The sequence below is a fragment of the Streptomyces griseus subsp. griseus genome (assembly GCF_000720255.1).
Taxonomy (GTDB): domain Bacteria; phylum Actinomycetota; class Actinomycetes; order Streptomycetales; family Streptomycetaceae; genus Streptomyces; species Streptomyces griseus_I.
On sequence record NZ_JOJE01000062.1, the window covers coordinates 1 to 20898 of the forward strand.

Below are 20898 nucleotides of genomic sequence, written 5' to 3' on the forward strand. Positions count from 1 at the left end.
CCACCCCCACCCCGGACACGGCGCCGGCGCCGGCGCCGGCCGAGGAGCAGGCTTCCTCCTCCCGCGTGACGATCCTGTGTGCCGTCGCCGTGCTCGCCCTGGGGCTCACCCTGCTCGGCCGCCACGACGACACGCCGGCCCCCGCTCCCCAGCCGCCCCGCGCCGCCCCGGCCGCGCCCACGGCACGGGAGTCGACGGCGGCCGACACGCCGGAGCGGTCCGGCAAGCACCTCCCCCGTGCCGAGCCGCTGCGTCTGCACATCCCCAAGATCGACGTCGACGCCCCCTTCACCGACCTCTCCATCGCCGCGAACGGCCATCTGGAACCGCCGCCCGCGGACGACACCAACCTCGTCGGCTGGCACGCCGGAGGCGCCTCGCCCGGGGAGATCGGCACGTCGATCATCGCCGGACACGTCGACACCAAGACGTCCGCCGCCGTCTTCGTCCGCCTCGGCGAACTCGACAGGGGCGACACCTTCTACGTCACCCGCGCCGACGGCCGCAGAGCGACGTTCCGCGTCGACAGCGTCGAGACCTTCGACAAGGACAGCTTCCCCAGCGACCGTGTCTACGACGACACAGATACCGCCCAGGCCCGTCTGATCACCTGCGCGGGCGACTACGACCGCTCGGTGCGGGACTACACCGACAACCTCGTCGTCTTCGCCCACCTGATCTGACGCACGCTCGCCACAGCACCGTGGCGCCCGGTATGGGGCGCCACGGTGCTGTGGTGGTTCTGTGAGGGCGTCAGGGCCGCGCCAGCAGCCCGCCGAGGACCTGCCGGAGCGTCGACTCGGGGTCCCGGACCGTGACCAGGGAACGCCAGGCGACGAAACCGTCGGGACGGACGAGCACCGCGCCCTCGGCTGTGACGCCGTGGAGTTCCGACCAGTCCGTGTCGCCCTCGGGCATCAAGTCGGCGTCGGTGCCGTCGCCCACCCGGTACGAGGTGAGCGGGACGGACAGTTCCGCGGCGACGCGAAGGGCGGCCTCGTGCCATCCGCTCCCGGCGGTGGCGTCGCTGAGGAGGACCAGGGAGCGCTCGTAGAGGTCGAGGGTGGAGACCCGCTCGCCCCGGTGGCGCAGCCACAGGTGCGGTGCCCTGCTGCCGGGCTCCCCCGTCAGGCTCAGCCCCTCCGGGACGACCGGGGTCTCGGGGTCGGCGCCGACGACCGCGCCCTGCGGATACCGGTAGCCGAGGGCCACGTTGAGGATGCCGCGCTGGGGGCCGCCGCCACCGGTTCCGGGCGCCGGGGCGAAGCCGGGGTGGCTGTGCTCGACCGACCGGGCGGCGGCGCGGGCGCTGGTCGCCTCCGCGACCGGGCGGCGCTCGGCGTCGTACGTGTCCAGCAGGCCCTCCCCCGCCCAGCCGCCCAGCACCGCGGCCAGTTTCCAGGCGAGGTTGTGGGCGTCCTGGATACCGGTGTTGGAGCCGAACGCCCCGGTGGGTGACATCTCGTGGGCGGAGTCGCCGGCCAGGAAGACGCGTCCCGAGCGGTAGCTGCGGGCGACGCGCTGGGCTGCGTGCCAGGGCGCCCTGCCGGTGATCTCGACGTCGAGGTCCGCGACGCCGACGGCGCGGCGGATGTGCTCCACGCACCGCTCGTCCGTGAACTCCTCCAGGGTCTCGCCGTGTTCGGGGTGCCAGGGGGCGTGGAAGACCCAGTTCTCCCGGTTGTCCACCGGCAGCAGGGCGCCGTCGGCGTCGGGGCTGGTGAGGTAGCAGACGATGAAGCGACGGTCGCCGACCACGTCGGCGAGGGCACGGGAGCGGAAGGTGACGCTGACGTTGTGGAACAGGTCGCCGGGACCGCTCTGTCCGATGCCGAGCTGTTCGCGGACGGGGCTGCGGGGGCCGTCCGCGGCGACGAGGTAGTCCGCGCGGAAGGTGGTGTGATCGCCGGTCTCACGGCTCTTGACGACGGCGGTGACGCCGTCGCTGTCGGCGTCGAACGACATGAGTTCGGTGTGGTAGCGCAGATCGCCGCCGAGCTGGCGGGCGTGGTCGAGCAGGACGGGCTCCAGGTCGTTCTGGCTGCACAGGCACCAGGAGCTGGGGCTGAAGCGGGCCAGTCCGTTGCCCGGGTCGATCTGCCGGAACAGCCACTCGCCCGCGTCGCCGACCAGGGTGGGCGTCTGCAGGATGCCGTGGTTGTCGGCCAGCGTGGCCGCCGCCTCGTGGATCGCCGGCTCGGTGCCGGCGACCCGGAACAGCTCCATCGTGCGGACGTTGTTGCCGCGGCCCCGCGGGTGGATGGAGGTGCCGGCGTGGCGCTCCACCAGGGTGTGCGGCACCCCCAGCCGGCCCAGGAACAGCGAGGTCGACAGGCCGACCAGGGAACCGCCGACGATGAGGACCGGCACCCTGTGGGTCTTGTTGTCGGCCTGTTCGGCTCTTGAGTTCATCTCTCGCCTCCAGCATGTCGTGTCCGCCGAATCGGCCGCGTGCGGCACGGCCTGGCCCTTGATGCATGCCACCCGGGGCGGACGGCGGCTCAGGCTTCACCCGCTTGACGCGCCTGGTTCGCGGTGTTCCCGGGCACGACCCACGATCGTCGTGACGCGTTCACGAGGAACAGGTGTGCACCCCTGTACGTCCGCCTCCCTCCCCTCCCCCTTCCTCTCTCGCCCTCCTCTCCCGCTTCTCGTCCTCGGAGTGACTGACATGACAGAGCGACAGGCCCGCATCGTCTCCCTCGCCGACGCCGCGCCCAACCGCCGGCGTGGTGGTGACGTCCGCGCCCTTCTCACGCCCACCACCGTCGGCTCGACCAGCGGGTTCATGGGCGTGGCGCTGGTGCAGCCCGGGGAACGCATCGCGGAGCACTACCATCCGTACTCCGAGGAGTTCGTGTACGTCACCCACGGCACCTTCGAGGTGGACCTGGACGGCGAGCCGCACCCCCTCCGCATCGGTCAGGGGCTGCTGATCCCGCCGTACCTGCGCCACCGCTTCCGCAACGTGGGCACGGACGAGGCACGACTCGTGTTCCACCTGGGGCCGCTGGCCCCGCGGCCCGACCTCGGGCACGTGGACACTGAGGGAACGGCGGAGGGGTCGGTGGAGGCGGCGGAGACGGTCTAGGACGCAACGAGCCCCACCCCCTGATATGGGGGTGGGGCTCGCATCCGGAGCGCCGGGCAGGCCTTGCACCTGCATTTCCCCGCAGGAAGCGGGGCGTCTTTCCTTGGACCACCAACGCGCGGCACCGCCACCGGAGTTCCGGCGGCCTGCTCAAGATCAAGCCTACCTCATCCTCGTGGGTACGCTGACCGGAATGACGACTCCTCCCTCCTCCACCCGGCTGGTGATCCTGCGCGGCAACAGCGCGTCCGGGAAGAGCTCGGTGGCCGCCGGACTGCGTGCGCGGTACGGACGGGGCATCGCCCTGGTGAGCCAGGACGTCCTGCGCCGTGAGGTGTTGCGCGAGCGGGACATCCCCGGCGGCGCCAACATCCGCCTGATCGACCTCACCGTCCGGCACGCCCTCGACCACGGCTTCCACACGGTGCTCGAAGGCATCCTGTACGTCGCGCACTACGGCGAGATGCTCGCCGGGCTGCTGGCCGACTACCCGGGTCGCAGTCACTGCTTCTACCTGGACGTCCCCTTCGAGGAGACCCTCGTCCGGCACGCGACCAAGCCGATCGCCGACGAGGTCGGCGCGGCCGAACTGCGCTCCTGGTACCGGCCGTCGGACCTGCTGCCGGGCGGTGTGGAGACCGTGGTCCCGGCCGACAGCTCGCTGTGCGCGACGATCGACCGGGTGATGCGGGCGTCCGGTCTCGACGTGTCCGCCGAGGCGCCGAGCGGCACCTGACGGCCGGCACTCACCGCAGGGCCGCCGCCACCAGCCCGCGGAGCTCCGCGTCGGACACGCTCCCGCCGGCCACCAGCCTGTCGAAGACCAGCCCGTCGACGCACGCCAGCAGGGTGACGGTGCGCTCCTCGGCGTCCGCGTGCCCCCGCCCCGTCAGGAAGTCCTGCACGGCCTGCCTGGCCGCGTTCTCGCGCGGTACGAGGATCTCCCGCAGCTCGGGCTGGCGCACGCTCTCGATGGCGCAGGCGTAGCGGGCGAGGGAGCGTCGCCGCCCGGCTCCCGTGAGCCGGCCCTCGATGAAGACGCCGAGCCCCGCGACGAGTTCCTCCGCGTTCCGCAGGGCGGGCGTCCGCTCCCCGATCGCCTGGAGTTCGGCCTGGTCGAGTGCGACGAGGCGCCGGACGAGCGCGGTGAGCAGCGCCTGGCGGGTGCGGTAGTACGCGGAGGTCGTGCCGGGCGGCAGCTTCACGGCCCGGTCCACCGCGCGATGGGTCAGGCCCCGCATTCCGGCCTCGGCGAGCACGTCGATGGCCGCGTCGGCGAGGACGGTGCGTCGATCGGTGGACATGCCCCTCTTTCTACACGCCCGCCTTTCTACACCCGTAGAGGGACGGAGCAACCGGACGGAGTAGTCTCCCGTCTCGCCTCTTTTTCTACATCCGTAGAAGGCGAGGCGAGAGATCTCCGCGAGGCGGCGACACGGGGTGGACGGGAGGCCGGGCATGGGTGGAAGTGCGGTGGTGGTCGGGGGCGGCATCGGCGGGCTGGCCGTCGCGATCGGGCTGCGTCGGGTGGGCTGGGAGGTGACCGTCGTCGAACGCGCGCCCGTCCTGGCCGACGTGGGCGCGGGGATCTCCCTGCACGCCAACGGCCTGCGCGCGCTGGACGCGCTCGACGCCGGCCTCGGTGCGCGGGTGCGCGCGGCCGCCCGCCCCCAGTACACGGGGGGTACACGTGCCCCGGCGGGCCGCCGACTGGCCCGGATGGACGGGGCCGCGCTCGAACGCGAGCTGGGCACGCCGATCGTCGGCATATCGCGCGCCGAGCTGCACCGGCTGCTGCGCGCCGCATTGCCTGCGCAGTGCCTGGTCGTCGGGGTCGAGGTGACGTCCGTGGTGGGCACGGACTCCGGGCGGGTGCGCGTGCCGGTGGGGAACGGCGTGAAGGAGGTGGATCTGGTGGTGGCCGCCGACGGCGTCCACAGTCGGCTGCGCGCGCAGCTGTTCCCCGACCACCCCGGGCCCACCTACAGCGGTTCGACCGTGGTCCGCGCGATCACGGAACGGCCCGTCGGACTGGACGCCGACTTCGAACTGACCTGGGGCGGGGGCGCCGAGTTCGGTCACATCGCGTTCGTCGACGGCCGGGCCGAGTGGCACGCGGTGTACAACGCGCCCGTCGGTGTGCGGTACCCCGACGTCCTCGCGGAGATGCGTCGCCGCTTCGGCTCCTGGCACGAGCCGATCCCGGCGCTGCTCGACGGCACGCGAGCGGACGCCGTCCTGCACCACGACATCCATGAGCTGGTGACGCCCCTGCCCGCCTTCGCCGCGGGGCGGATCGCCCTGCTCGGCGACGCCGCCCACGCGATGACGCCCCACCTCGGCCAGGGTGCCTGCCAGGCACTGGAGGACGCGGTCGTGCTGGCCGCCGCGCTCGCCGCCGAGCCGACGGTCGACGCGGGGCTGTCCCGTTACGACGCCGAGCGCCGCCCGCGCAGCCAGGCCGTCGCCCGCGCCGCGCGCCAGGCCGGACGGATGGGCCAGCGGCTCGCCCATCCGCTGGCCGTCGCCGTGCGCGACACCGCGCTCCGGCTGGCGCCGTCCCGCGTGACGGTCCGCGCCGTCCTGCGGCACGCCGACTGGAGGCCGCCTGAGCTGGGGTGACCGCGAGGGGGGCGGGGTGGTCGGTGGTGGTCCCCGCTACCGCTATGTTCGACGCGAACAACCAAGGGGTGGGGATGCAGAAGACAGACGAACGGAACGAGGAGGCGGAGGCGGCGCTCGCGGACGCGGTGGCCCGCGACGACACCTCTGTGCGGGGCCGGCCCAGCTCCTGGGGGCTCCTGCTGGTCGCGGCGGCCGTCGTGCCGGGCACGGTGCTCTTCGTCGTCGGCCGGTTCCTGGAGGAACCGGCCCTTCAGGCCTGGCGGACGGTGTGTCTCGCCATCACCGTGCAGGCGATGCCGTTCCTGCTGCTGGGCACCGCCCTGTCGGGGGCGATCAACGCGTTCGTCCCGGCGCGGGTGTTCACCCGGGTGCTGCCCCGGCGGCCCGCGCTCGCCGTCCCGGTCGCCGGGATCGCCGGAGTCGTCCTTCCGGGCTGCGAGTGCGCCTCGGTGCCGGTGGCGAGCAGCCTGATCGGCCGCGGTGTCACCCCGGCCGCCGCCTTCGCCTTCCTGCTGTCGGCCCCCGCCATCAACCCGGTGGTGCTGACCGCCACCGCCGTCGCCTTCCCCGGCAGCCCCGCCATGGTGCTGGCCCGGCTGCTCGCTTCACTCGCCACCGCCGCCCTGATGGGCTGGCTGTGGCTGTGGCTGGGCCGCGCGGAGTGGCTGCGGCCGTCCGTACGGCACACCGGGCACCGGCCGGGGCACAGCCGCTGGACGGAGTTCCGCCTCGGCTTCCAGCACGACTTCCTGCACGCGGGCGGCTTCCTGGTGGTCGGGGCCATGGCGGCGGCCACCTTCAACGTGGCGGTGCCCCGCTCCGTACTCGACACCTTCTCCGGCTCGCCCTGGCTGTCGGTGCTGTTCCTGGCCGCGCTCGCCATCGTCCTCGCGGTGTGTTCCGAGGCCGACGCCTTCGTCGCCGCGTCGCTCACCGGCTTCTCGCCCGTCGCACGGCTGGCGTTCCTGGTGGTCGGCCCGATGGTCGACCTGAAGCTCATCGCCCTTCAGGCGGGCACGTTCGGCCGGGCCTTCGCGGTGCGTTTCTCGGCCGCGACGACCGTCGTCGCCGTCGTGTGCAGCGTGCTGATCGGAGGGGTGCTGCTGTGAGACGGTTCGTACAACTGGTCCTGCTCGTGCTCATCGGCCTCGCCCTGCTGCACGCCTCGCTCTTCACCGACCTCTACCTCAGGTACGTCAAGCCGGGGATGCGTCCGATGCTGATCGCGTCGGGGGCTCTGCTGCTCGTGCTGGGAGCGGCGGAGGCATGGTCGTACCGGCGGCGGTCCGGAGGCGGTGCCCGGCACGGGGACAGGGACGACCACCACGACCCGGACGGCGACCCGGCCACTCATGACCACGACAGCGCCCCGGCCGCTCATGACCACGGCCATGACCACTCCGGCACACCCCGGGTCGCCTGGCTGCTGCTCCTCCCCGCGCTCAGTCTGCTGTTCTACGCTCCGCCCACGCTCGGCGCCTACACGGCCTCCCGCGCCGAGCCCCAGGCCGTGGCGAAGGTTCCGGAGCGGGAGGGCTTCGATCCGTTGCCCGCCACCTCGCCGCTGCCGATGACCCTGACCGACTTCACCGAGCGGGTGCAGCAGGACCGCAAGCAGGCCATCAAGGGGCGCAGCGTGCAGCTCACGGGGTTCGTGACCCCGGACGGGGCGGGCGACAGCTGGGATCTGACCCGGATCATCTTCTCGTGCTGCGCCGCGGACGCCCGGTCCGTGAAGGTACGGGTCCACGGCTCCACCGCTCTGCCGGCGAACACCTGGGTGACGGTCACCGGCACCTGGCATCCAGGCGGGACCCTGGGCACGAGCTCCGCCGGGGCCGCGCTCGACGCCGTCGCGGTCAAGAAGATCGAGCGCCCCTTCAACGCCTACCTCGACGCTCTTCCGCCCGCCCCGCGCTGAAAGGCGACACGCCCGGCCACGCATGAGCCGGGCGACCTGGGTTACCCCGCCCATATGGGACGAATCGCGAAGTCTGAACACCGAGAAGGCCGACCATCGGCGCAGGTCGAGCAGGAACAGCGGGCGAAAGGGCGGGAGCCGGACCAGCCGACCCAGTTGCCCAAGCAGTCCTGGGTGGCGGTGCTGAAGGGGACGGTCAAGGAGTTCGAGGACGACGAGCTCACCGACCGCGCCGCGGCGCTGACGTACTACGGGGTCTTGTCGATGTTTCCGGCGCTGCTCGTGCTGGTCTCGCTGCTGGGGATCGCGGGCAAGTCGGCCACGGACCAGGTCCTGGACAACATCAGGACGCTGGCGCCCGGGTCGGCCCGCGACATCATCAGCGACGCGGTTCAGCAGCTGCAGGGCCGGGGCGGCATCGGCTCGGTCATGGCCGTCCTGGGCCTGGTCCTGGCGGTGTGGTCGGCGTCCGGCTACGTCGCCGCCTTCATCCGCTCGGCCAACGCCGTGTACGACATCCCGGAGGGCCGCCCGGTCTGGAAGGTGCTGCCGGTCCGCCTGGGCGTGACGGTGTCGCTGCTCGTGCTGGCGGTGGTGAGCGCCCTGATCGTGGTGTTCACCGGCGACATCGCGCGCGAGGCCGGTGCGACGCTGGGGATCGGGGACACGGCGCTGACGGTGTGGGCGTTCGTGAAGTGGCCGGTGCTGGTCGTTCTCGTCACTGTCATGATCGCGCTGCTGTACTGGGCGGCGCCCAACGTGAAGGGGCGCGGCTTCAAGTGGATCACCCCGGGCAGTGTGCTGGCCCTGGTGATCTGGCTGATCGCCTCTGCCGGGTTCGCCTTCTACGTGGCTAACTTCGCCTCCTACAACAAGACGTACGGCACCCTCGCCGGGGTGATCGTCTTCCTGGTGTGGCTGTGGATCAGCAATATCGCGATCCTGCTGGGTCTGGAATTCGACGCGGAGCTCTCGCGTCAGCGCGCCGTCCTCGGGGGCATGCCGGCCGATGAGGAGCCGTACGTTCCGCCGCGGGACACCCGGGCGTGGACCGAGGACGATCAGCGCCGGATGGAGTGACCGGGGGCGTACCGACGGGGTGCGGTGCCGGTGGTGCGGTGCGCGGGTGGTGTCGTGCGCGGGTGGTGTCGTGCGCGGGTGGTGTCGTGCGCGGGTGGTGTCGTGCGCGGGTGGTGTCGTGCGCGGGTGGTGTCGTGCGCCTCGAGCGGTCTCGTCGTGCACGTGATGATCAGGAGAAGTGACCCATGACCGGTACCCAGCCCACCGTCGTTCTCGTGCACGGGGCGTTCGCCGAATCCTCCGCCTGGAACTCCGTGACCGAGCGTCTCCAGGCGGCCGGGCACCGGGTGATCGCGTTCGCCAACCCGCTGCGCGGCCTGTCCGGTGACGCGGAGGCACTGCGGAGCCTGCTCACGTCGATCGAGGAGCCGGTCGTACTCGTCGGCCATTCCTACGGTGGGGCGGTCGCCTCGAACGCGGCACGTGGCGTGCCCGGGGTGCGGGCGTTGGTGTTCGTCGCCGCGTTCGCCCCGGAGTCCGGTGAGAGCATCGGTGAGCTGACCGGCAAGTTCCCCGGCAGCACCCTGCCCGACGTCCTGCACGTCGTGCCGCTGGCGGACGGCACCAATGACTTCTACATCCGCCAGGACGCCTTCCACCAGCAGTTCGCCGCCGACCTGCCGGCCGAGGAGGCCACGCTGAACGCCGCGGCCCAGCGCCCGCTGCGCGACACGGCGCTCAACGAGGCCTCCGGTGAGCCCGCGTGGAAGACCGTCCCGTCCTGGTTCGTCTTCCCCGAGCTGGACCGCAACATCCCGCTGGAGGCGCACCGCTTCATGGCCGAGCGCGCGGGCGCCAAGGAAGCCACGCTCGTGCCGAACGCCTCCCACGCGCTGCCGGCCTCCAGCCCCGAGGCCGTCACCGCCACGATCCTCAACGCGGCCGCCGGCGTCGCCTGAGCCCGACCGCGAGGCATCGGGGCGCGCCTGTCCGGGCGCGCCCCGAGTCGTCGCGGTCGGTGTCGTCCGTCCCCGGGTCGAACCACGTCGGCCTCGCGCCCGCTCCTCACCACCGCACCAGGACTTCGCGGTCCGTCCGCACCGGCCGGTCCCGGGGCCGCGCGCGTCCCCGGCCGGAGCGGCACGAGGTATAACCGGACCATGATCTATCACCTCGTTCCGCACGCCGAATGGCATGCCGTCCCCGGCCGGCCGTACGCCCCCGCCTCCCTGGCGGAGGACGGCTTCGTGCACTGCTCCCCCGACGAGGAGACGACGCTGGCCGTCGCCAACGCCTTCTACACGGATGCGCCGAGGCCGTTGCTGGCCCTGGTTCTCGACGAGGACCGGCTCACCACCCGCGTGGAGTGGGAGGCCGCGGCCCCCGCCCCGCCGCCCGGGGTCGCCGGGGACGTCTCGTTCCCCCATGTGTTCGGGCCCCTCGACCGCGACGCCGTCGTACGGGTCCTGGAGGTCCGGTGGGACGAGGCGGGACGGGCCGCGGGGTTGGACGAGGTGAGGTGACGACACCCCGCCCGAGCCGCCGGATCTACAATTTGGTGCCGAACGATCAAAGGAGCGTGTGCTTGTGCCCGGTCATCGGTCCATCACCGAGGCGGAGAAGCTGGCGGCGGCGAAGCTCGGCGGCATTCCCGTCCGACGCGAGCAGATGGCCGTCGTGGCCAACATCTACCGGGCCGCCTCGGCGGTCCGGCAGCACCTCGAGAACTCGGTGCTGCGCGGTGCCGATCTGACCTGGACGGCGTTCGTCGTGCTGTGGGTCGTCTGGGTCTGGGGCGAGTCGGAGACCCGGCACGTGGCGGAGGAGGCCGGGATCTCCAAGGGGACGCTCACCGGCGTGTCGCGCACGCTGGAGGGGCGGGGGCTCGTCCGCCGGACCGGGCATCCCACCGACGGCCGGCTGGTCCTGCTGAGCCTCACCGAGGAGGGGGAGGCGCTGATGCGGCGGGTGTTCCCCGCCTTCAACGATGAGGAGGCGTTCGTCGCCGGACGGCTCAGCGACGAGGAGTGCCGGTCCGTCGCCGAGGGCCTGCGGCAGGTCGTACGGCAGGTGGAGGAGCACGGCGAGGAGCGTCGCCTCACCCTGCTCGACGGCGCCGACCCGGCTCCCCGACGCAGCGGGCGCCGTCCGAAGGCCTGACCCGACCCCGGCCGGGCCGGATCAGCAGTTCTCGCTGATCACGTCCTCGAGGGTCTGAAGGGACAACTCGTCCTGTTCGAGTTTGACCCGCAGGCTGTCCCGTCGTTGCTTGAGGGCCGCGATCGCCTGCTGGTCCGGGTCGGGCTGTCCGCCGAGTTCGGCGATCTCCTGGTCGAGGTGGCTGATCTGCTTTCCGAGGCTTCGGATCTCGGTGCGGGCGGACTTCGCCTCGCGGCGCATCATGGCGCAGGGAGTCTCATGGGTCACGGGCTGGGCTGCCATCTCGGTGCTCCTCGCGTATCCGGCGTTCGATGAGCTCAGGATGGGGCCCGGGCCGGTGCGCATCACCTGCTGGCTGCCCGCGTTGCTCCGTCCGGGGGGAATGACAACGCTCTCAGCGGGAGTCCGGGGCGAGCTCGCGGCGTCTTCGTTCCAGGTAGCCGCGCTCGGCCGGGCTCTCGACGAGGGTGAGTGCGGTGTCGTAGGCCCGTACCGCCTCCGTGTCGCGGCCCAGGCGGCGCAGCAGGTCGGCGCGGACCGCGTGGAGGACGTGGTAGTCGGCGAGGTCGAGACCGTCCAGCGCGGCGAGGGCCGGGGCCGGGCCCTCGGTCTCGGCGAGCGCCACGGCGCGGTTGAGGGCGACGACGGGGCTCGGCGCGAGGGCCATGAGCTGGTCGTAGAGACGCAGGATCTGGCCCCAGTCCGTGGTGTCCGCGGTCGGCGCGTCGCTGTGCACGGCGTGGATCGCTGCCTGGATCTGGTAGGGGCCGGGCTGGTTGCGGCGCAGGCAGCGGCGGACCAGCGACTGGCCCTCGGCGATCAGATCGGCGTCCCACCGGGTGCGGTCCTGTTCACCCAGCGCGACGAGTGCGCCGTCGGCGCCGACGCGGGCGGGCCGGCGCGACTCGACGAGCAGCGTCAGCGCCAGCAGCCCGGTCGCCTCGGGTTCGTCCGGCATCAGCTCGGTGAGGAGCCGGCCCAGTCGTACAGCTTCGGCGCACAGTTCGGGGTCGCCCGTGTAGCCCTCGTTGAAGATCAGGTAGACGACCGCCAGGACGCCCCGCAGCCGGTCGGGCAGATCGGCGTCGCGGGGCACCCGATAGGGGATCCGGGCGTCCCGGATCTTCGCCTTGGCGCGGACCAGACGCTGGGCCATCGTCGGTTCGGGCACCAGGAAGGCCCGGGCGATCCGGGCGGTGGTGAGTCCGCCGAGGAGGCGCAGGGTCAGGGCGACCTGGGCTTGGGCGGCGAGGGCCGGATGGCAGCAGGTGAAGATCAGTCGGAGCCGGTCGTCACGCACGGGACCCTCCTGTGCCGGTGCGTCGGGTGCGTACAGCAGGGCCGCCTCGGTGTGCCGGGCGCCCCGGGTGGCCTCCCGGCGCATCCGGTCGATCGCGCGGTTGCGAGCGGTGGTGATGATCCACCCGGCCGGGCTGGGAGGGACCCCGGTCTCCGGCCACTTCCGGACGGCCGTCGTGAAGGCGTCCTGGACCGCTTCCTCGGCGAGATCGATGTCGCCGAGGAAGCGGACGAGAACGGCGACCGCGCGGCCGTACTCCGCGCGGAAGACGGTCTCGACGTCGAGGGGCGGTGGCTGTGCGCCGCCGGCTCCCCCGCCCTCGGTGTGCATCAGACGGCCTCGCCCATGAAGGGGCGCACCTCGATGGGGAGGGTGGTGGCCCAGGCCGCCCGGCGGCCCCACCGCAGGGCCGCGTCCAGGTCGGGGGCCTTGATCAGGCAGATGCCACCCAGGTACTCCTTGCCCTCGGCGTACGGGCCGTCGGTGATCAGCACGTCGCCGCCGTCGGGCCGCAGCACGGTGGCCGTCTCCGGGCCGTGCAGTCCGCCGGCGAAGACCCAGGCGCCGGCCTCGCGCAGTTCCTGGTGGAAGGTCTGGAGATTGCGGTTGATCTCCGCGAGCGCCTCGGGCGCGGGACGCTCGCCCTCGCTGGGCTGCACCACGCTGAGCAGGTAGTACTTCATGACGGTCTCCTTGGCGTCGGTGGTTCGCTCGGCTTGTGTCACCTCCTACACGAACAGCGGGCGGCCCGATCGACACCCTGGCCCGAGACGTCGAAGAATCGTCCCCATGACCACAACATCGCACCCTCTCGTCGGCCGTGCGCGGCAGATCGCGGACGACCTCCTCGCCCCGCACGCGGAGCGCGTGGACCAGGAGGGCGTACCCGAGGAGCACATCCAGGAGATCAGGCGGTCCGGGCTGCTCGGCGTGGGCGCGCCGAAGGCGTACGGCGGTGCGGGGGCACCCGCCGCAGTGGGCCGGGAGACGGCGGAGATCCTGGCCGGGGCGTGCTGTTCGACGTGGTTCGTGCAGACCCAGCACCACACGCCGGTGGCGACGCTGGCGAAGAGCGGGACCGCCGTGCGCGAACGGCTCCTCGGCCCGCTGGCCCGCGGTGAACTGCTGTCCGGCGTGGCCTACGCCCACCTGCGCGGCTACCCGCGAACCCCGGTACGGGTCACCCGCGAGCGCTCCGGGTGGCGGTTCGACGGCACGGTGCCCTGGTACACCGGATGGGGTCTGAACGACGTGATGCTGCTCGCCGGGGTCACCGACGCCGATGAGGCCCTGTTCGCGTTCACGGAGGCGCGGGAGCAGCCGGGTCTGCGGGCGTCGGCGCCGATGCGGCTCGTGGCTCTCACCGCCGCGCGGACGGTGTCGCTGGAGCTGGACGGCCTGTGGCTGCCCGAGGAGTCCGTGGTCCTGCGCCGGCCGTACGGGGAGTGGGCCGCGACCGACCGGCTGAAGACCCTCAACGCCTCCCCCGCGGCGTTCGGCGTCACGGAGACGGCCCTCGGCCTCCTGGACGACGACACGGCGGCCCCGTTGCGCTCCCGTCTGGAGGAGATCCGCGGCAGGGCCTATGCCCTCGCCGACCACTCGGTTCCCCACGAGCACGAGGAGGAGCGGCTGGCCCTGCGCACTCAGTCGTTCGAACTGCTCCGCGCGGCCACCACGGCGGCCGTGGTGACGGGCGGCGGCCGCACCATGGCCCTGAGCAGCAAGGCCCAACGCCTGGCCCGTGAGGCCCTGTTCCTCCTGGTCCAGGGCCAGACCGCCGAATCACGCAGGGCTCATCTCAACGCCCTGATCGTCTAGGGACGCGGCACTGTGCGGCTGCGTCGCGCGGGCACGATCGGGGCTTCCGGGTCGACTGCTCCTCGACACTGCCTGGCGCAGCCATGTGTGTGCCGGGTCGGCCAGGAGACCGGGCCGGTGAGGCGCTCACCGAGCAGTGGGCCCACCGCGCCCAGCCGTCGGCACACCGCTGGTCGCCACGCTGCTGAGGCGGCGCGGTACGCGCACGGCGCTGTGGCTCAGCGCGTCCCGACGGCCACGTCCCAGCGACCGCGCTGCGCTCCCGTCTCTTCCGCGGCTCGGTTCTGATCGCCCTCGCCCTTTCCACTTCGTATTTCACCCTGCTGTTCGCGATCCCGCAGCTGATCTCCGACCGCGCGGACTGGGCCACCGGATCGGTGGCCGCGGGCCAGATGATCGCCATGATCGCCGGGTCCGCGCTCACCCTGGCCTTCGCGGCCGTCTCCGCCCGCCTGAGTCGGACCGGGGTGGGAGCAGTCCTGCTCGGAGCAGGAGCAGCGGCCGCTGTCACGGCGGTCTTCGCCCACAGCCCTGTCGTCCTGTTCCTCGCAATCGGCCTCGCCGTCTTCAGCCCCACCAGTGACAACGCCACCCAGTCCATGACCGCCGCCTCCGCCGTGCCGGAAGGCCGGCGCCCGACCGGCATCGGTGTGTTCCTACTCGCCCACCTCATGGGCGGAGCCCTCGGCCCGGCCCTTGCCACACTGCTGGTCCTCGGCTGACAACGGAGGAGGGGCCGCTGCGGGCCGCGGTGACAGGCCCGGGGATGATCATGACCATCCTATTCCGACGAGCAATTCCCAGAAAGGCAGATGAGTCCCCATGCGCGTCATAGCGTTCGACCACCTGGTACTCAATGTGACCGATGTCGACAGGGCGCTCGCGTTCTACACCGGCCCCCTGGGCCTGGCACCCGAGCGGGTCGAGGAATGGCGGGCCGGCAAGGTGCCCTTCCCGTCCGTACGTATCGACGAGAGCACGGTCATCGACCTGTTCTCCCGCCCCCGGGGCGAGTCCAACGTCGACCACATCTGCCTGGTCGTGGACCCGCTCGACTGGGAGGAGGTCATCCGCTCCGGAACCTTCGACGTCATAGAGGGCCCCGTCCCGCGCTGGGGCGCCCGCGGCTCGGCCCAGTCCGTCTACGTGAGGGATCCCGACGGCAACACCGTCGAACTGCGCTGGTACCCGCAGGACGCCGAAGCCTGATCCCCGGCTGCCGGTGAGGTGGCCCTCCAGGTGCGGCACGGGGGTCCGTCAGCCTACTGACGGGCCCCTTTGGTCCACCCCTGTCGGATCCGCTTCACCACGGCGGTCCCAGAGGGAAGACGGCCACCCCGCTCACCCGGCGAAGGGCACCTGCACCGACGGCGCCTGCTGGGCGACCGGGTGCGTCCACACCCCGTCCCGGGCCAGCCGTGGCAGCACCCCCTCGCCGAACCAGTAGGCCTCCTCCAGATGCGGATAGCCGGACAGCACGAACTCCTCGATACCCAGCGCGGCGTACTCCTTGATGCGGTCGGCCACCTCCTCGTGACTCCCGACGAGCGCCGTCCCCGCTCCCCCGCGCACCAGCCCGATGCCCGCCCACAGGTTGGGATGGATCTCGAGGCGGTCCCGGTTGCCGCCGTGCAGCGCGAGCATCCGCTGCTGGCCCTCGGACTCGCTGCGGGCGAGCCCGGCCTGTACGGACCGCACGGTCTCCGTGTCGAATCCCGCCAGCAGCCGGTCGGCCTCCGCCCACGCCTGCTCGGACGTGTCGCGGGTGATGACGTGCAGCCGGATGCCGAAGCGCACGGTGCGCCCCTCGCGCGCGGCCAGTCCACGGATCCACGCGATCTTCTCCGCGACCTGTGCGGGCGGCTCGCCCCAGGTGAGGTAGACGTCGACGTGCCGAGCGGCGATCTCACCGGCGATGGGTGAGGATCCGCCGAAGTAGACCTCGGGCACCGGGTCGGGGACCCGGGCCAGCCTGGCCTCCTCGACCTGGAGGTGCTCGCCCTTCAGGTCGACGGTCTTGCCCTCCCACAAGCCCCTGACGATTTCGAGGAATTCGCCGGTACGGCGGTACCGGTCGTCCTTGTCGAGGAAGTCGCCGTAGGCCCGCTGCTCGTGGCTCTCGCCGCCGGTGACGACGTTGAGGAGCAGCCGTCCGCCGGTCTGCCGCTGGAAGGTGGACGCCATCTGCGCGGCGAGTGTCGGCGAGACGAAGCCGGGCCGGAAGGCGACGAGGAACTTGAGGCGCTCGCTCGCCTGGCTGACCATCGCCGTGGTCAGCCACGCGTCCTCGCACCAGGCCCCGGTGGGGGTGAGCGCACCCACGAAGCCCAGATCCTCCGCGGCTCGGGCGATCTGACTGAGGTAGGCGACCGTCGGCGGCCGGTCCCGTCCGGAGGAAGTCGCCGGTGTGCCGTGGCCGCCGCCGACGACATGGCGGCTGTCGCCGTTGGTGGGGAGGAACCAGTGGAAGGTGAGGGACACGTGGGGTCTCCGATCAGGAAGGTCCGCGGTAACTGGTCACGGGGGTGTGCCCTTCAGAGCAGGCCGTGGCGGGGTGGCCGGGTGCCACTGAGCACGTACCGGCCGATGTGCTGGATCTTCCAGCGGACCGGGTCGTGCAGGGTGTGGGTGCGTGCGTCGCGCCAATGGCGATGCAGATTGAGCGAGTTGAGGGCGGAGCGGGTGCCGGACACCTCGAACAGGGCGCTCGCGACCTCCACGGCTGTCCGAGCGGCCCGCACCTTCGCCGCGGCGACCGCGATGGACGCCTCGGCGGCCGAGTCGTCGGTGAGGTCGGCACGCGCCGCGTCCACCGCGCGGGCGGCCTCACGCAGCAGCGCCTCGGACGCGCGTACCTGGAGGGCGAGTTCACCGAACCGCTGGATCAGCAGCGGGTCCTCGGCGGCCGTCTCGACCCCGCTCTCGAACCATGGCCTGCTCTTGGTCCGCACGAACTCGACGGCCTGGACCAGTGCGTCGCCGGCGATTCCGGCGTCGATCGCGGCATGCAGCAACTGTGCTACCGCGCCGTGGAGTTGGGGGCCATGGAAGGTGAGGTGGTGGGGCAGCACCCGGTCGGCCGGTACGGGGACGTCGTCCAGGCGGACGGTGCCGCTGGCCGTCGTACGCTGGCCGAGGCCGTCCCAGTCGTCGATCACCGTGAGGCCGGGGGCGTCGCGGGGTACGCAGGCGACGTGCAGGGTGTCGTCCTCGGCGCGGGCGAGTACCGGGATCCAGTCGGCGAAGAGGGCGCCGGTTGCGTAGTGCTTGACGCCGCTGAGGACGTACGATCCGTCGGGGCGTGGGATCAGGCGGGTGCGGATGTCCTGGACGTGCCGGGTGCCCGCTTCCGACTGGGCGTTTCCGAGGCGGCGGCCGGCGAGGAGTTCGGCGAAGAAGAACTTCTGCTGCTCGGGCGCGCCCTGACGGCGGATCACGTTGACGTAGACGAAGTGGCTCTGCGGGATCTGGGCGAGGCTGCCGTCGGCGGAGGCGAGCAGCCGGAAGATCTCGGCGAGGGTCCCGGCGCCCACGTCCGCCCCGCCGTGTTCGGCGGGGACGCTGACGGCGAGCAGCCCGGACGCCGACAGGCGGTCCAGCTCCGGGCGGGGCAAGCGCCGCCGGGCGTCGCGTTCGCAGGCGCCCGGGCGGAACTCGTCGGCCAGCGCGGCCGCGACCGCGAGCGCCTCGGCCTCGTCGGCGATGACGTGGGCGGACATGGCGCTCAGCCCGCCGCTGCCAGGAGCGGGGTGCGCCCGAGGGCTGCCGAGAACTGGTCGACCACCTGGGTGAGCGACTCGGAGGCACTCGGCGCGACGCTCAGCGAGCCGTCCTCGTGCAGGGTGATGTCCTTGTCGAGGGTGAACCAGCCCTGCACGATGTGGGCGGCGCCCATGGACGTGAGGACGGGACGCAGGGCGTAGTCGATGGCCAGGACGTGGGCGACGCTGCCGCCCGTGGCGAGCGGGAGCACTGTCTTTCCGGTGAGGGCGTACTGCGGGAGCAGGTCGAGGAGCGCCTTGAGGACGCCGGAGTACGACGCCTTGTAGACGGGTGTGCCGACCACGACCGCGTCGGCCCGCTCGAACAGTTCGGTGGCCTCGACGATCGCGGGGTGCCGGAAGTCCGCTCCGAGCAGGGCCTCGGCGGGGATCGTGCGGACGTCGAGCGCGATCACCTCATGTCCCTGTGCGACGAGCCGCTGGTCCAGGTGGCGCAGCAGGCGGTTGGTGCGGGAGGAGACGGACGGGCTGCCGGAAACGGACAGGACGATGGCCATGGGTTCTCTTTTCGAAGAGGCGCGGAGGCGAACAGGCGCGGAGGCGGTCAGGCGCGGAGGCGGTCAGGCGCGGAGGCGGTCAGGCGTGGAGGCGGTCAGGCGTGGACGGGAACGGAAGCGCTCTCGGTGTCCGGCAGCTGGGCCTCCAGCTCGCGCACGAGGGGCAGGACGCGCTTGCCGAAGTACTCGACCTCCTCGTGGTAGTGGAGGAAGCCGAGCAGGAGCAGGTCGACGCCGAGCTTCTTGTAGGCGACGATGCGTTCCGCGATCTGCTCGGGGGTGCCGATGAGGCCGGTGCGGAAGCCGTCGTTGTACTGGACGAGGTCCTCGAAGCTGGAGTCCTGCCACATGCCCTTGCCGTCGGCGGTGGACTGACCGGCTTGCTTCACGGCCGCGCCGAAGCCCGCCACGGCCTCGCTGTCGGCCCTGGCGACGATCTCGCGGAGGGTGTCGCGGGCCTCGGCCTCGGTGTCGCGGGCGATGAGGAAACCGTTGAGGCCGAACTTGGGTGCCGTACGGCCCGCTCCGGCGGCGGACTCGCGTACGTCCGCGATCTGCTCCGTCACCCCGTCGAAGTCCTTGCCGTTGGAGAAGTACCAGTCGGAGACCCGGCCGGCCATCGCGCGGGCGGCGGTGGAGTTGCCGCCCTGGAAGATCTCCGGGTGGGGGCGTTCGGGGGTGTTGAGCGGCTTGGGCTTGAGGGAGAAGTCCCGCAGTCGGTAGAAGTCACCGGCGAGTTCGGTGTGGTCCTCGGTCCAGATCTGGCGCAGGGCGCGGATGAACTCCTCGGAGCGGCGGTAGCGCTCGTCGTGCTCCAGCCATGGCTCACCGAGGGCGGTGAACTCGCCCTTGAACCAGCCGGAGACGACGTTGACCGCGAAGCGGCCGTTGGAGAGGTGGTCGGCGGTGGCGCCGAGCTTGGCCAGGACGCCGGGGTGCCACAGGCCGGGGTGGACGGCGGCGATGACCTTCAGGCGTTGGGTGGCGAGGAGCAGGGCGAGGCTGAAGCTGGTCGACTCGTGCTGGTACTCGGCGCCGTAGCCGGCCATGTAGCGAACCTGGCTGAGGGCGTAGTCGAAGCCGTTGTTCTCAGCGAGGACGGCGAGTTCGCGGTTGTACTCGTACCCCCAGTCGGTGCGCTGCTCCATCTTGCTGGTGACCAGTCCCCCGCTGACGTTGGGGACCCAGTAGGCGAATTTCACGGGCTCTGCGGGCATGCGGAACTCCTGTTGCGGAATGCTTTCGGGCACGCCGAATTCATGAACCGGCGCCGGGCACCGTGACGGTGATCAGGCGCGCGTGGGCGCGGTGAATTCAGGCGGGAAAAGGAGAGGAAAGCGCGGCGGATCCCGGAAGGGTGATCAGGCCGCGGGGCAACAGGAGGCGCTGGAGACGCGCGCGAGGTCGACATGGCGTCGCCGCGTGAGGTCCAGTCGCATCTTCATGTCGTCGATCGTGGCAGCCGCCGGTCTCGGCCGTCAAGGTAAACCCGACCGGTCTCGCATCGCGGACCATTGAATTTCACGAAGGTGTGACAGGGATTCCCTTGAACCGCCGTCGAAGAGGCCCGCATTCTTCAGCTGTGCGAACGGAACAGCTCGAATACATCGCGGCGGTGACACGGCTCGGTTCACTGCGTCGGGCCGCCGATGAACTCCGACTTTCCCAGCCCGCGTTGAGCGAGACGGTGCGCAACCTGGAACGCGAGTTGGGGGTGGATCTGCTCGAACGCAAGCGTTCCGGGGCGACCATGAGCGCCTCGGGCCGTGAACTGCTGCCGCACATCATCGACGTCCTGGACGCGGTGGACCGGTTGCGGGCGGCGGCCGGTGAGCAGCACCGCATCAGCCGGATGGTGCGGGTCGGCACGGTGAACGCGGCGACCGTGCCGCTGCTCATCCCGGTGGTCCGGGAGTTCCGCGCCGCGCACCCCCTGACCCAGGTCGAGGTGGTGGGCGCGCAGCAGACGGACATCCACCGGGCGCTGCTGGAGGGCGCCTTCGATCTGGGTCTGGTGAACCATCTGGAGGGCGACGACATGCCCGCCGACTTCGAGTCCACGGAGTTGCTGCGCGGCAGGCCGGTGGTGTGCGTGCGCCCGGACAGCCCGCTGGCGTCCCTGTCCTCGGTGTCGGCGGACGACCTGGTCGGCGAGCCGCTGATCGGCATGCGCTCGGGCTATGTGATGCACCGCTATGTGCACCGGCTCCTGGACGGCCGCGGCCCGGCCTTCGCCTACTCCACCGACGGCGCCGAGATGGGCAAGCTGATGGTCGCCGAGGGGCTGGGGGCGACGGTGCTGCCGGACTTCAGCGTGATCGGGGACCCGCTGGAGCGGCTCGGCGCGATCACCCACCGGCCGATCGCCGGCGACGCCACCCGCGTGCTGATGATGCTGCGGCGGCGCAGGGCGGAGTCGGTACCGCAGGCCGCGCGGGACCTGCACACGGTGTTCGTGCGGCGGGCCCGGACAGCGCTGGTCGGCGCCCTGCCGGGCCCGGTCAGTCGTCCTCCCGCGTCCGGACCACGACCAGGAAGGCGTCCGACTTCAGGTCCATGACGACGGTGGCGGGCTCACCCTCCGCGCGGCGAGCCGCCGCGAATTCCTCCGCCGGCCACGATCCGCGCGGAGCTCCCGCAGGAAACCGCTCCAACACCTTCGCGCCCATAGCGGCAGCACC

The 20898-nt window shown here is 71.9% G+C and carries 23 protein-coding genes and 1 pseudogene; 14 read left to right on the forward strand and 10 right to left on the reverse strand.

All coding sequences use genetic code 11. The features are described from left to right. A partial coding sequence (locus IG99_RS40735; protein WP_051866546.1) for a class F sortase occupies window positions 1–683 on the forward strand: 683 nt, incomplete at its 5' end. Window positions 684–753: 70 nt separating this feature from the next. Here the strand turns inward: IG99_RS40735 and IG99_RS40740 are convergent. Next, window positions 754–2412, reverse strand: coding sequence for an FAD-dependent oxidoreductase (locus IG99_RS40740; protein ID WP_037683568.1), 1659 nt, complete (start codon window positions 2410–2412; stop codon window positions 754–756). A gap of 259 nt (window positions 2413–2671) precedes the next feature. Here IG99_RS40740 and IG99_RS40745 point away from each other — a divergent pair, with 259 nt between their 5' ends. After that, the gene (locus tag IG99_RS40745) at window positions 2672–3091 is read left to right on the forward strand and encodes a cupin domain-containing protein (RefSeq protein WP_037683570.1); all 420 of its coding nucleotides are present in this window, start codon (window positions 2672–2674) and stop codon (window positions 3089–3091) included. Between the two features lie 193 nt (window positions 3092–3284). Beyond that, window positions 3285–3827, forward strand: coding sequence for a P-loop NTPase family protein (locus IG99_RS40750; protein ID WP_037683573.1), 543 nt, complete (start codon window positions 3285–3287; stop codon window positions 3825–3827). A gap of 10 nt (window positions 3828–3837) precedes the next feature. Here IG99_RS40750 and IG99_RS40755 read toward each other — a convergent pair whose 3' ends face one another. Further along, window positions 3838–4395, reverse strand: coding sequence for a TetR/AcrR family transcriptional regulator (locus IG99_RS40755; RefSeq protein ID WP_037683575.1), 558 nt, complete (start codon window positions 4393–4395; stop codon window positions 3838–3840). A gap of 154 nt (window positions 4396–4549) precedes the next feature. Between IG99_RS40755 and IG99_RS40760 the strand changes: the two genes are divergently transcribed. The 7 genes from IG99_RS40760 to IG99_RS40790 all read left to right on the forward strand — a co-directional run bounded on the left by IG99_RS40760 (window position 4550) and on the right by IG99_RS40790 (window position 10817). Further along, the gene (locus tag IG99_RS40760; protein WP_037683578.1) at window positions 4550–5713 is read left to right on the forward strand and encodes an FAD-dependent monooxygenase; all 1164 of its coding nucleotides are present in this window, start codon (window positions 4550–4552) and stop codon (window positions 5711–5713) included. A 74-nt stretch (window positions 5714–5787) separates the two neighbouring features. Continuing rightward, window positions 5788–6825: a permease gene (locus IG99_RS40765; RefSeq protein WP_078948217.1), complete on the forward strand. Its 1038-nt coding sequence runs from the start codon at window positions 5788–5790 to the stop codon at window positions 6823–6825. Continuing rightward, window positions 6822–7637: a TIGR03943 family putative permease subunit gene (locus IG99_RS40770; protein ID WP_037683583.1), complete on the forward strand. Its 816-nt coding sequence runs from the start codon at window positions 6822–6824 to the stop codon at window positions 7635–7637. Before IG99_RS40765 ends, IG99_RS40770 begins: the two co-directional genes overlap by 4 nt. A 54-nt stretch (window positions 7638–7691) precedes the next feature. Then, window positions 7692–8717, forward strand: coding sequence for a YihY/virulence factor BrkB family protein (locus tag IG99_RS40775; protein ID WP_037683586.1), 1026 nt, complete (start codon window positions 7692–7694; stop codon window positions 8715–8717). 185 nt (window positions 8718–8902) lie between these two features. Beyond that, entirely contained in the window at window positions 8903–9616 is a 714-nt protein-coding gene (locus tag IG99_RS40780) for an alpha/beta fold hydrolase (RefSeq protein ID WP_037683588.1), read from the forward strand. 201 nt (window positions 9617–9817) lie between these two features. Then, a complete protein-coding gene (locus tag IG99_RS40785) occupies window positions 9818–10180 on the forward strand; it encodes a DUF952 domain-containing protein (protein WP_037683591.1) in 363 nt (120 codons plus the stop codon). A 64-nt stretch (window positions 10181–10244) separates the two neighbouring features. After that, entirely contained in the window at window positions 10245–10817 is a 573-nt protein-coding gene (locus IG99_RS40790) for a MarR family winged helix-turn-helix transcriptional regulator (protein ID WP_037683593.1), read from the forward strand. 21 nt (window positions 10818–10838) lie between these two features. On the opposite strand, the gene IG99_RS40795 is transcribed toward IG99_RS40790, so the two are convergent. From IG99_RS40795 to IG99_RS40805, 3 genes are all read right to left on the reverse strand, one after another. Further along, a complete protein-coding gene (locus IG99_RS40795) occupies window positions 10839–11099 on the reverse strand; it encodes a hypothetical protein (protein ID WP_158973349.1) in 261 nt (86 codons plus the stop codon). Window positions 11100–11211: 112 nt separating this feature from the next. Next, entirely contained in the window at window positions 11212–12447 is a 1236-nt protein-coding gene (locus IG99_RS40800) for an RNA polymerase sigma factor (protein ID WP_051866550.1), read from the reverse strand. Beyond that, entirely contained in the window at window positions 12447–12800 is a 354-nt protein-coding gene (locus tag IG99_RS40805; RefSeq protein WP_037683595.1) for a YciI family protein, read from the reverse strand. The genes IG99_RS40800 and IG99_RS40805 overlap by 1 nt, the downstream gene beginning before the upstream one ends. Window positions 12801–12906: 106 nt before the next feature. Between IG99_RS40805 and IG99_RS40810 the strand changes: the two genes are divergently transcribed. From IG99_RS40810 to IG99_RS40820, 3 genes and pseudogenes are all read left to right on the forward strand, one after another. Then, window positions 12907–13938, forward strand: coding sequence for an acyl-CoA dehydrogenase family protein (locus IG99_RS40810; protein ID WP_037683596.1), 1032 nt, complete (start codon window positions 12907–12909; stop codon window positions 13936–13938). 236 nt (window positions 13939–14174) lie between these two features. After that, window positions 14175–14660: pseudogene (locus IG99_RS40815) on the forward strand (MFS transporter); the annotation flags it as partial. 100 nt (window positions 14661–14760) lie between these two features. Further along, window positions 14761–15147, forward strand: coding sequence for a VOC family protein (locus IG99_RS40820; RefSeq protein ID WP_037683599.1), 387 nt, complete (start codon window positions 14761–14763; stop codon window positions 15145–15147). Window positions 15148–15279: 132 nt separating this feature from the next. Here the strand turns inward: IG99_RS40820 and IG99_RS40825 are convergent, their stop codons facing one another. From IG99_RS40825 to IG99_RS52260, 5 genes are all read right to left on the reverse strand, one after another. Then, entirely contained in the window at window positions 15280–16419 is a 1140-nt protein-coding gene (locus IG99_RS40825) for an LLM class flavin-dependent oxidoreductase (RefSeq protein ID WP_037683600.1), read from the reverse strand. Between the two features lie 53 nt (window positions 16420–16472). Beyond that, a complete protein-coding gene (locus IG99_RS40830; protein ID WP_037683601.1) occupies window positions 16473–17657 on the reverse strand; it encodes an SfnB family sulfur acquisition oxidoreductase in 1185 nt (394 codons plus the stop codon). A gap of 5 nt (window positions 17658–17662) precedes the next feature. Continuing rightward, on the reverse strand, window positions 17663–18217 hold the full coding sequence (gene ssuE, locus IG99_RS40835) for an NADPH-dependent FMN reductase (protein ID WP_037683602.1): 555 nt from the start codon (window positions 18215–18217) through the stop codon (window positions 17663–17665). Window positions 18218–18312: 95 nt separating this feature from the next. Further along, window positions 18313–19434: a dimethylsulfone monooxygenase SfnG gene (gene sfnG, locus IG99_RS40840; protein WP_037683603.1), complete on the reverse strand. Its 1122-nt coding sequence runs from the start codon at window positions 19432–19434 to the stop codon at window positions 18313–18315. A gap of 144 nt (window positions 19435–19578) precedes the next feature. Then, window positions 19579–19662: a putative leader peptide gene (locus IG99_RS52260; RefSeq protein WP_356352894.1), complete on the reverse strand. Its 84-nt coding sequence runs from the start codon at window positions 19660–19662 to the stop codon at window positions 19579–19581. Window positions 19663–19799: 137 nt separating this feature from the next. Here IG99_RS52260 and IG99_RS40845 point away from each other — a divergent pair, with 137 nt between their 5' ends. Next, window positions 19800–20777, forward strand: a complete 978-nt coding sequence (locus IG99_RS40845) for a LysR family transcriptional regulator (protein WP_037683604.1) — start codon at window positions 19800–19802, stop codon at window positions 20775–20777. Window positions 20778–20898 lie beyond the last annotated feature (121 nt).